This is a genomic window from Dyadobacter bucti, assembly GCF_005869225.1.
GTDB classification, from domain to species: domain Bacteria; phylum Bacteroidota; class Bacteroidia; order Cytophagales; family Spirosomataceae; genus Dyadobacter; species Dyadobacter bucti.
In genome coordinates this window covers 98,723-110,059 of record NZ_SWFP01000004.1, presented here as the reverse complement: position 1 = coordinate 110,059, position 11,337 = coordinate 98,723, and the positions used below count along the sequence as shown (strand labels likewise).

The window sequence follows — 11,337 nt, the reverse complement described above, 5'->3', positions numbered from 1 at the left end:
CCGATATCAATCATGAAGAACATATTAATGCTCGGGCTTTCCCTCGTGCTGGCTGCAGTGACTACGTCCTGTGACAAAGGTTACGATGAGATGAATACCAACAAAACGGCGATCACAACACTAAATCCCGCATTTCTTCTCAACAATGCGGTACTGAATGCTTCTTTCCCAGGAGGAATTCTGGTGTATGATCTGGGTATTGTACAGCAGATCGTAACTCCTAATTCGGGCGTGTTGGCAGGTGCCAACTTTAACCAGGACAACCGTAATGTGACGCAGGAGATCTGGCAGAGATATTACCGAACCGTTACCAGGCATACTTTGGATGCAATCAGACTCGCTTCTCCCGATCCTGCGCGCTCAAACCTTGTAAACATGGCAAGGATATGGCAGGCATTCTCCTACATGGTTCTCACGGACACCTATGGCGATATACCCTATTTTGAGGCAGGAATGGGTTTTTCGGATCAAATACTCTCCCCCAAATATGATGCACAGGAATTGATTTACAAAGACATCATTAAGGAGCTGAAGGAAGCGTCTGCCGCTCTGGATGCATCGAAGCCCATAGAGACGGCCGACATCCTGTACACCGGTGAGATCAGTAAGTGGAAGAAGCTGGGCTATTCGTTGTTACTGAGAGCTGGCATGCGGTTGTCAAAGGTGGATCCTGCATTGGCTCAACAAACCGCCTTGGCAGCATTCCAAGGCGGCGTACTGGCATCCAATGCGGATAATAGTGTGGTTAGGCACAATGCGAATTACACCAACGCACTCGGTGGAACGCTGAATGCTACCGAAGCCAACAATTATTACCTTGCAGCACCTTTTGTCACTTATTTGAAAACCACAAATGACCCGAGACTTAAATCTATAGCTCTGCGCTACGTTGGTGCGACTTCGGGGCCGCAGCAGGTGCCTGCACGGGGAGTGTCGGATCCCGCCGTACAGATTGGTATGCCGCTTGGTTTTGATAACAACACGATCACTGCACGTGCTACCGCTGATGGCCTGGCCAGCTTTTATGACTATAGCCAGCTGGACAGGACCCGACTGGCCAAACAAACCAGTCCTATGTATTTGGTCACACATTCACAAACCCAGCTTTTATTAGCAGAAGCTGCTCAGCGTGGATGGATAGAAGGGTCTGCCGCGACCTTTTTTGAGGCGGGTGTTAGGGCTCACATGGCGCAAATGGCCGAATACGATGCTGGTGCGGCGATCGATGCAGCAGCTATTGACAAGTACATCACTGATCATCCGTTTGTTCCAGCGTCCGCTCTTGAACAGATCAATACCCAGTACTGGATTTCCTCGCTGATGAACGGACCGGAGGCATTCGCCAATTTCCGTCGAAGCGGTTTTCCCACTTTGACGCCAAATCCTTTTCCGGGCAAAGCGATCACGGGAAGTTTTATCCGTCGCCTCACCTACCCCAACTCAGAAATTTCGGTGAACAGCGAAAATGTAAACGCGGCGATCGCCAGAATGGGAAAAGATGATCTGGACACCAGGGTATGGTGGGATAAATAGTTTTTCTCATGAACTGATCTATCAACACAAACATCGGGACAACCACTGTTATTTCACGGCAAAGTTTCCTGCAAGCGGAAGAGATCGAAATCCCCCTCGTCATCATGGCGAGGGGGATTTTTAGAGAATGGCAAGTGAAAGACTTTCTTTTGGCCCCTACGCGTTGTGTTGATTTCCGATGTACCACAAGTTGGCAGAATCACCAACACCCTGAAGCCATTTCGCGGTGAGCACGTTTGACTCGGCCCGAATTGCTCACCAGGATTTAATTGGCTGCAATTGAGCGCAAACCTAATGATGATTTGAACTAATGACAATCGTTTTGCCCGCCCAAAAATTCTTGTTAGCATCTGTACAGTTTACTCAGATTACGCCAATCCGTTAGGCTATTTGACAATAGAACCGGTTAGTGCATCTTCAATATCTCGGACAAATGGTGGCGACATACAACCTCAGCGAAAAGCGACCTGACTGCCGGTACACTCATATCAACCGTCCGAATGCTATGTGCAAGAGCGAACTATCCGAATGAGTAACAGACTTGCCAGGCTGCCCTGCAGGTCGAGAGCTCTAACGATGCAACTATGGTCTCATTAATAACCGTTGTTTGCTGCGGCTCTTCGATGATAATCATTTCGAAATCTGATTCTTTTGGATAAAATTCATTAAAATGCGAAATAAATCTCAGGCATGAAGCTAACAACTGATTCGATCCAGATCATAAAAATATTGAATGGCGCCGATTTGCTGTCACATACGGAATTGGTCCGTGATTTTTTTAACCTATATGTAGATGCAGCCAATTTTCCCGATGAAAGCGAGCGCGAGGAACCGGAAGATATTCTTAATAGAATCAGAGAAATGATGGCCGATCCAACCTTGGATCAGATTCAAAAAAACAAGCCCGACCCATTTACCCATTTATTATGCTTGCAAGTGGATGATGCGGCCGGCAAATCACAGCTGGCTGCCGGGTGTATTGTGGAATATTACCCAATCAGCATGTCAGCGCTGATCACCTACGTTTTTGTAGCCCCAGACTGGAGAGGGGTTAAATTTATGAATGGAGGCAAAGAAAGATTATTAGCCGAGATACTCTTGACCGATAAACAACAAGGCCTGCCTTTTCTGATCGCTTATTTCAATGCCACGTATGCTGGAAAAAGTCGGAAAAATGGTGTAGTTCAAGGTGTCTTCTTTGAATCTAACAACCCGCTGGAAACAGAAAGAGATTCGATGCCGCCCCACAAACGACTTAAATTCTTTCGAAAATTGGGCGCCAAACGTATCAATTTCAATTACGTCCAGCCGTCTATAGGAGTGGGACAGCCGCCAGTTACCAATCTTTTTCTACTTACATTTCCAGAATACAGCCCATCTGGTTCAATGTTCCTTCCTGTCCTGACCATTATTACGTTTCTTCTGGAGCTTGCAAAAAGCTTAGATAAAAATCAAAAACCGGATGCCGCCCGGCAATCCCTGGACAGACCAGAGGCTGAAATAAAACTATATGGAGACCGATTCTTCATGGATTTGGACACCTTGAAGAAGATTAGCAACATCATCGAAAAACAACGAGGTGCAAGTGCTACTTTGGATATGCGGCAATTTCTCAGTGATAATAACGAATATTCGCTTGTAGGATATCCCGATTCCTCTGCATCCGACAATATTCTTCAGATAATGTTCGAAGGACTTTTAAAAGAAGCCTACACAGGAACTGACCTGATTTATTTATCGGAAATCCCCCGTACCGAAGAGCCAAAATTTATATTCAAGCAGGCCTCGGTTACCATGCACGTTTTGGTGGATGAAGACTATTTTGCTGTACAGAGTAAAACACTCACTGAGGGTAATGGTCACTTCGTCAAGGAGAGATATGCGGATAACCCAAACGGAGAGGAATTTGATGATTCTTTTTCCAAAACACCCGTCGTGAAGAGCGAACTATCATATTGCCCGGTATGCCACTCCTACGAAACTGATTTATTTGCTTATCATAATCAATTTAGTGTACCCTATTATACTAAAAGTTATCTTTTTGGCTCATATGTGATTGTCAAATTTCCGTCTCACATTTTTTTCACTTCGGAAGGTCGAAAAGAGAGTATCTACCTTCCTCAATCTTATCAAAAGGTAACGAACTACAGCTATTTACGCGAAGAAACGACAGAATTTCAATATGTACCTATTGCATTAGCTGTGAGTTACACATACTTTCCTCACAGTAATATTCGTGTCTGGAATATATCGTTCACTTCTTCCGACAAATTTCCGATCAACGAATTTGTAATCATTAAACTCGCAAAGTTTTTTACCGGAGCTCAGGAAAATAAGTCATTATTGGATAAGCAAGATGAGCTTCTTGATCAGATTAAATTTTTGGTTTGTGATGAACATCAAGCCATGGACCTGGTCAATCACCACAGCAATAGGCATTTGTCAGAGCGCCAATTCAGATCTTTTCCAGATACTTTCTTTGGAGAAAATTCTGCTATTGACGTTAATTACAGGGCTTTGAACCATATAATTAAACGCAAGGAGTCCAAGGAACATACCTCATCCTTATTTACAGAGAGGATAACCTACAAAAATATCAAAACTGGCACTGTCCAAGTTGACATGAGCGATGACTACCTCGATATATACAACAAAAGCCACTATCCCCCTAATTGGAAGGAGCTCTTGTGTGACTTGTTTACTGATCTGTTCAAATCCATTAAATCCAATGCAAACGATGATGCGACTGAAGTGATAGATATCAACCTGGATGTAACCAATTTCCGGGAAGATGCTGCGAAAATGCTTTGCGGAACAACTTTGGGCATTTTTGATTTTGAGCGAATGGGTTTTGAGGAAATTGATGATACACTTTCGCCTCGACCTGTCAGTGCAAAAAAGTACAGTTTTCTGACTATCAACCGAGGTGCAATTACATCTTATCACGTCCAAACGGATAGCGTTCTTGAATCTTCCCGGGATACATTAGGTTCGAGCCCATACCTTATCATACCCAACGCAGTGCTGACGCACAACGAATATGTTCTGCTGGATGCCGATGATCTTTTAGAGACACTGCGAGAAGATTTGCAAGATCACACTAAAGCATTTAAGACTAAATTGGGTAAATTCATTAAAAGAAGAAATTACATTAATGATTTGCTAAACGACGATTACCTTAAAAACGTTTTCCATTATAAAACCGAAAGAGATCTTTACGAATATGGATCGATGCACAGAGGAATTTCAGATGGAATCAATAGCGCAAAAGAAAGACTTGAGCAGATAGATGTCATTATTGATCAATTGACAAGTAAAAGGAACAGCAAATATCAGAAGACGGTGGAAACAATCGGATTCATTATCGGCTTGACGACCATTTTTGCTTTTAGCAAAGATCTGGCGCAGCTATGTATTGATGAAATCGGTGGTGATCGCGAACATTATTCTTTGCTCAAAACGACGTTATTAATTGTTGCGCCACTAATTGTGTTGGCGTTATTCTTCTTTTTTTGGTACCGCTCGCGCAATTCAGTATTAGGACCGGGAAATTACATGTCAGATAAAAGTGAGGTCTGATTTTGAACCAATCTATCAACAATCACAATGCCCAGAATACCTCGAATCGCCCAATTAATAAAAAAAAGTACCCAAACCATCCACACAGATTTATTGTCTAGAAGAACATTTATCCAACGAGGTGTAGGGCTGATGATCGGCAGTAATATCATAACCGATTTACATCCAATACCCAAAACAAACCAGCCGCGTATCGCCATTTTAGGAGCGGGTATGGCGGGGCTCACGGCCGCTTGGCACCTTGAAAATGCGGGTTTGCGGGCTTCTTTATACGAATCTTCCGACCGAACCGGGGGGAGAATTCTATCGGCTAGGAATATCGTAGCTCAAGGGATTATTACCGAAATGGGTGGAGAATTTATTGATTCCAATCATGTTGATGTTCTGTCATTCTGCCGTGCTTTCAACCTCCATTTGTTAGACACCCAAACGCCTGGAGAAAAAGAATTAATCGGTATTGATTATCATTTCGATGGACGAAGAATTACAGAAAAAGAAATTATTGAAGCTTTCCGTCCTTTCGCAACACACATTCAGCAAGATATTGACAGCCTACCCGACGATCTGGATGCCAGTCACCCCGTGGTGATATCTCTGGATAGGCTATCGATTGAAGAATATCTCATTAAAATCGGCGTAAGCGGATGGCTGCTCAACCTGCTTTGTACTTCCTTTACAAGTGAACTGGGGTTATCGGCAGGCGATCAAACGAGTTTGAACCTATTGGTTGTTCTGAAAACAGATACTACAAATGGTTTTGAAATATATGGAGAAAGCGATGAGCGCTACAAAATCGCCGGGGGAAACGACCAATTAATTACCGAGTTGCAGAAACGGATCAAAAGTCCAATTCACACGCAGCATCATTTAGAAAGGATTTCTGCAAAAGGCAAAAGCTACACGCTCTCTTTTGCAAATGGAAAAGAGGTCATTGCCGATTACCTGATAGTTACCCTGCCTTTTTCCGTTTTACGCAATGTCAACATTCCCATAGAAATGCCTGAAAGAAAGCGGAAATGTATCCAAGAACTAGGCTATGGTATGCAATCCAAATTGTTCATCGGCGTGAACGAACGCATATGGCGACCGGCAGGATATTCAGGATATGTCCTGAGTGATCAAATCCATAATGGTTGGGATAGCAGTCAAATGCAGAACGACAATTTCGGACCAGGAGGGTACAGCCTGTTTTTGGGGGCAGACAAAGGAAAAAATCTCAATATTTCGCAGTATGAAACGTATCTGGAAAGCTGTGAGCAGATTTTTCCGGGGATGACCCGGGCTGCCAATGGCCGAAAAGGATTCTATAACTGGAATCAAAATGAGCTGACTAAAGGTGCATACGCCTGTTACAAAGTCGGACAGGTATCTTCCATAGGGAATACCGAGGGTGAAAACCTAGGCAACATTTTATTTGCCGGAGAACATTGCAGTCAGGAGTTTCAGGGATATATGAATGGTGCAGCTGAAACCGGCCGAAGAGCCTCCGAGCAAATTATCAAAACTCTGAAAATTACCAGGCATTAGTAAGGGTATTTCACGCACCTATTCACAACTGGCAGCAGGTAGGCCTACCCGGCTGTCTTTGCTGCTGGATTCAACCGGTACTTTTCAGTTGAATTCGATATCTTGCAGGCGCATGAAGCGACGTTACCGCCATGCTTTTCCAACGATAGAGAAGCCGAGACGGCTCTGTGGTCTATCCCAATCCGGTACAGATAAAGTTCACTTTTCAGGTAGGAAGCCGACATCAAAGATCAATCACTTTGTCGCTGATCAGCAATGCCGGCCGGGCCCATCCGATCAGTTTGGCAGAATCGCTTGATGCCGGTACCAAAGCGAAAATCGACATCAGCAGCATGCACTTGCCAACGGGCATTTACCTGTTGAAGGTACAATCCGACTCGGCATCGGAAATATTGAAGGTACTTCTTGCGAAATAGTAAGTCAGGAATTTATTTGCCACTGGTGGGTGAGGGCAAAAATCTGCTCTCACTTTTTAGTGTTGCCTGTTAACCTATAACGCTAGTTTCAATTTGACAGACTTACGATGTTAAAAAGTTTACATCCAGTATTGCCCTTAGACTGGTATCCACAAGGTAATATTGATCCGAAATTCCGTACATTACGAGCCTTAAAGTATTTATTCTTACTATTCTAAATGCTCAACGAAAATCTATGAAGCAATTTTTACCTCTTCACAATGCAGCTGCACGCATTCGCCTGAAATATTTTGCAAATTTTGTATTTCTTTTTTTCGTTCACATGTTAGCCTGGGCTCAACCAGCAACGGTCTGGGAGAAAACTCTTGACCAAGGTACGCCTACCGCGGTCATCCAAACAACTGATGGCGGTTACGCAGTTCTTGTAAATTCAAAACTCATCAAGCTTTCCAAAGAGGGTACAATTGAGTGGACAAGGACCTTTACAACAAATGTTCTGCGCACACTGGAACAAACCTCCGACGGCGGGTACATACTTGGTGGCTCCTCCAGTGATCCGGCTGGTGGTGATAAAAGTGAAAATTCAAAGAGCTTACCAGTTGGGAGCTACGTTCCCTATGATTATTGGGTAATCAAGCTTTCTGCAACCGGCACCCGCCAGTGGGATCGAACCCTTGGCGGCGATCTTGAGGACTTTTTTGCATCCGTACATCAAACAAAAGACGGCGGGTATATGGTAGCTGGACACTCTTCTTCCAACGCAGGCGGAGACAAAACCGAAGGTCCAAAAGGAGCCAACCGCTCCGAACCTGAAGATTACTGGCTTGTGAAACTGAATGCTGCCGGTACAAAACTTTGGGATAAATCAATCGGTGGCGGGAAGTCCGACTATCTGACATCCATGGAGCTGACTGCGGATGGCGGCTACATTTTGGGAGGTTCATCAAACTCCGCTGTTGGATTTGATAAATCAGAAGCAGGAAACACTGGAGATTTCTGGATTGTCAAAGTTTCGGCGAATGGTACAAAAGAGTGGGACAATACACTGATTGGGGGCACAGAATTGCGGATGGTCAAGCAAGCCTCAGACTTCGGGTACCTGGTTGGTGGCTGGTCGCAGGAGCCTATTGGTGGCGACAAGAGCGAAGGTTCAAAGGGACGCTCCGATTTCTGGCTTGTAAAACTGGCAGCAAATGGTTCCAAAGTCTGGGACAAAACGATCGGAGGAAACCGGGATGACAAAATTAAATCCCTGGAAATTACTTCTGACGGCGGCTATATCTTGGGGGGCACATCCAGTTCGGATGTCTCGGGCGATAAAACGGAAGGCACAAATCAGGTTATTGCGTTCTGGATAGTGAAGGTAACGGCTGCGGGTTCTGTTCAGTGGGACAAAACAATTACAGGTAACCGATTAGACGGCTATGCGCAAACCAGCGTGAAACAAACCACCGATGCGGGCTTCATCTTTGCAGGAGGGACATACGAAGAGACCAAAGTAATCAGGCTAAGTGCAATTAACCCATCGTCACAACCCCAGATTACATATCTGGCGCCCATTGCTGACGCATTTGTCCGCGACGGCAGCTTTGCATCTACCAACTTTGGCAGCCATGCAGCACTCGAAGTCAAAAATGGCACTCCAACCAGCATTAAACGGGAATCTTATCTGAAGTTCTCCGTCAGCGGCATTACTGAAATCGCATCTGCAAAGCTTCGCATTTTTGGACAAAATGTTGAGACTACAAACTCTGTAAACTTATCGGCTTATGGCGTAGCGAACGATACCTGGACAGAAACAGGGATTACCTGGCTTAATGCGCCGGGCGCTGCCACCGCTTTGCTGGCCTCAACGGCGGTGAGCAGAATACAATACTACGACCTGGATGTGACGGGCTATGTGAAAGCGCAGCTCGCAGGGGACAAAATAACAAGCTTCGTACTTAAAAACGCAACAGCCAAAAACCTTAAACTTGCTTTTAACAGCAAGGAAGCCGCGACCAATCCACCACAGCTGGTAATCACTACTGCCGCAGCCCTAAATGCAAGAGTGTCACAAGAAACGGACTATACGGAAGAAAAAGTTGAAGTTGTCAAATCCAGAATTTACCCAAACCCGGTACAAAAGCAATTTACAGTGGAGATAGGGAATCAGCACGAGTCGGACATAACGCTGGACCTGATCAGCACGTCCGGGATGATTTACAACATCAATCCTGCCATAAAGCCAGCCAAAAACACACAAACGGAAGTAGACCTGTCAGATCTTCCTTTGAATGAAGGCATACACCTGCTGCGGATCAAGTCACCTGACAGCACGGAGACCATCAAAGTGATGGTAGTGCAATAAGTGCATGAGCGGCAAAGACTGTTACTGATTTATAGAGCGTCTACTTATATGATATAGCAGGGAGGAATTCATGTTAGAACTCCTCCCTTGAATTTGGCAGGCGGTTGTCCCAAACAGGTATTTCAGAAAATTCCGAGACATCCAGGTAATTCGGAGCATTGCATCAGCCTTTCGAAAAAACCCTTTATACACTTCAGTATATAAATAAACTAGCTTTCCGCAAATCTGTTGAAAGGGTTTTGAGCAAAGTTGAGAACAGTAATAAGTTTGCCAAACTGGCCCACATCTACCCACAGCTGGGAACATATTAAAATGCTCGAAGCGTACGACTTTTCAAAAAATTAGACTTTCAAACCTTTAACTTTAACGAAATCTTCAAAGATGGCGCTGAGATTTGAAAACACCGGAGGATTATTTCCAGCAAACTTTGTTACGCAAAAACTCGTGGCGCTTTTGTACCAACTTTAAATTTAACCCTATATGCGCTGGACTAACTTTGTTTTGCTTCTCGCCGCAATCATTTTGTCCTGTGAAAAAGACCGCATTCCGGCACCCATATCTGTTTGTTTTTATCTTTCACCAGCTCGGGACTTTGCAACCGAATCACAGATCACTTTTACAAACTGCTCCGATTCAGTTGGTGTATCCTACGAATGGAGTTTTGGAGACGGTAACTTGGGTAGCGGCCGACATGAATCACATACCTACGCTGGACCTGGCGAATACGAAGTCAAATTGACTGTATCAAAGTCAGGAAAAACACCGGTCGTACAGAAACAGAGGATCACGGTACGTATCAAAGAGCGTTATGTAGATCTGCTTTCGGTCACTAAGCCCACAGATTTTGTTGAAGCACAAGATGGTTCGATTTATGTGATTGGTAACACAAGTAATAAGATGGACGAAAAGCTGTATCTATCCAAATTTGATAAAAACCTGAAGCTGAAATGGACAAAATATTGGTCAGATAATCATAGCACAGTTTATCGTAAAATCGATGTCGCACCCGATGGAGGGCTTTTAATGGCCGGAAGTTGGGATGAACATGATTATCGAGGGCCATTACGCATCATGAAAACCGATAGTGCCGGCAATGTTAATTGGACAAAATCGTATCCGTTGGACGATGGTTTAGCCACTGATATGCGGAGTTCTTCCGACGGAGGTATTATCGTTATTGCTGAGGAGCAAGGCGATCTCGAAGGTTACGGCATTAGAATACGTTTTACTTCCATGATCAAACTATCTACCGACGGCACCCTTGCATGGAGAAAAGTTTACAACAAGGAGCGCTTTTTCGGCGCCGGAAACATTCTTCCATTGTCCGATGGGTACCAGTTTGCGGCATCTGGCACCAGTTTGAATGGATGCGCTAATTGCTACGATTCCCTGGTTGTCTTAAAAACTAATTTCGCGGGCAAGATCACATTTCGCAGATCCCTGCTTCGTGACCCAATAAATGCTGTCGGCGGCACTTGTTTGGCCGCCACTGAAAACTATATATTTACCAACGGCCCAGGCCCCGCATTCACATTGCTGGATGCCACCGGTAAGTTTTCCAGAGAATTCCCGATGCCTTCGGACCATTCAAATTGGGTAAGCAGTACTTCTACCGGGCTCTTTATTGCCGGTTCGGGATTTACGCATTGGAATGGCTTACTGCTAACGATTTTCGATGAAACAGGTGTCATGAAATGGACTAAACGCCTGGGAAGACGTAACACGAGGTGTTTCCCAGAACGTGGATTCGGCACTTTCGCATCGCAGTTGAGAGACAAATCGATTTTATTCGTTGGCATCAGTTACAAAGATTGCCCGAAAGAGGAGGAAAGCTCTATGTATCTGGTCAAGGTAAATGAGAATGGGGACATTTTGTAGCATAAATACTGTTAAGTGCCATGCTAGCACCGGCTCATGCCAACATTGAGGTTC

General features: G+C 44.6%; 7 protein-coding genes. All 7 read left to right on the top strand.

Annotated elements, in window-relative coordinates; genetic code table 11:
- Nucleotides 1-12: 12 nt before the first annotated feature.
- The 7 genes from FBF61_RS14420 to FBF61_RS14390 all read left to right on the top strand — a co-directional run bounded on the left by FBF61_RS14420 (nucleotide 13) and on the right by FBF61_RS14390 (nucleotide 11,283).
- Entirely contained in the window at nucleotides 13-1,533 is a 1,521-nt protein-coding gene (locus tag FBF61_RS14420; RefSeq protein ID WP_138478338.1) for a SusD/RagB family nutrient-binding outer membrane lipoprotein, read from the top strand.
- A 690-nt stretch (nucleotides 1,534-2,223) separates the two neighbouring features.
- Nucleotides 2,224-5,112, top strand: coding sequence for a hypothetical protein (locus FBF61_RS14415; RefSeq protein ID WP_138478336.1), 2,889 nt, complete (start codon nucleotides 2,224-2,226; stop codon nucleotides 5,110-5,112).
- Between the two features lie 93 nt (nucleotides 5,113-5,205).
- Nucleotides 5,206-6,639, top strand: a complete 1,434-nt coding sequence (locus FBF61_RS14410) for a flavin monoamine oxidase family protein (RefSeq protein ID WP_166444532.1) — start codon at nucleotides 5,206-5,208, stop codon at nucleotides 6,637-6,639.
- Nucleotides 6,640-6,806: 167 nt separating this feature from the next.
- On the top strand, nucleotides 6,807-7,055 hold the full coding sequence (locus FBF61_RS14405; RefSeq protein WP_138478332.1) for a T9SS type A sorting domain-containing protein: 249 nt from the start codon (nucleotides 6,807-6,809) through the stop codon (nucleotides 7,053-7,055).
- Nucleotides 7,056-7,290: 235 nt separating this feature from the next.
- Nucleotides 7,291-9,405 (top strand): CBM96 family carbohydrate-binding protein, encoded by a 2,115-nt coding sequence (locus FBF61_RS14400; protein ID WP_138478330.1) that lies wholly within the window; start codon nucleotides 7,291-7,293, stop codon nucleotides 9,403-9,405.
- Nucleotides 9,406-9,563: 158 nt separating this feature from the next.
- Complete coding sequence (locus FBF61_RS35570; protein ID WP_138478328.1) at nucleotides 9,564-9,716, top strand: Tn3 family transposase; 153 nt, start codon at nucleotides 9,564-9,566, stop codon at nucleotides 9,714-9,716.
- Between the two features lie 169 nt (nucleotides 9,717-9,885).
- A complete protein-coding gene (locus FBF61_RS14390; RefSeq protein ID WP_138478326.1) occupies nucleotides 9,886-11,283 on the top strand; it encodes a PKD domain-containing protein in 1,398 nt (465 codons plus the stop codon).
- The last annotated feature ends 54 nt before the right edge of the window (nucleotides 11,284-11,337 follow it).

Excerpts from the sequence above, each read along its gene's own strand:
- FBF61_RS14415 (WP_138478336.1), top strand. The coding sequence starts at position 2,224 with ATGAAGCTAACAACTGATTCGATCCAGATCATAAAAATATTGAATGGC.
- FBF61_RS14420 (WP_138478338.1), top strand. The coding sequence starts at position 13 with ATGAAGAACATATTAATGCTCGGGCTTTCCCTCGTGCTGGCTGCAGTG.
- FBF61_RS14400 (WP_138478330.1), top strand. The coding sequence starts at position 7,291 with ATGAAGCAATTTTTACCTCTTCACAATGCAGCTGCACGCATTCGCCTG.
- FBF61_RS14390 (WP_138478326.1), top strand. The coding sequence starts at position 9,886 with ATGCGCTGGACTAACTTTGTTTTGCTTCTCGCCGCAATCATTTTGTCC.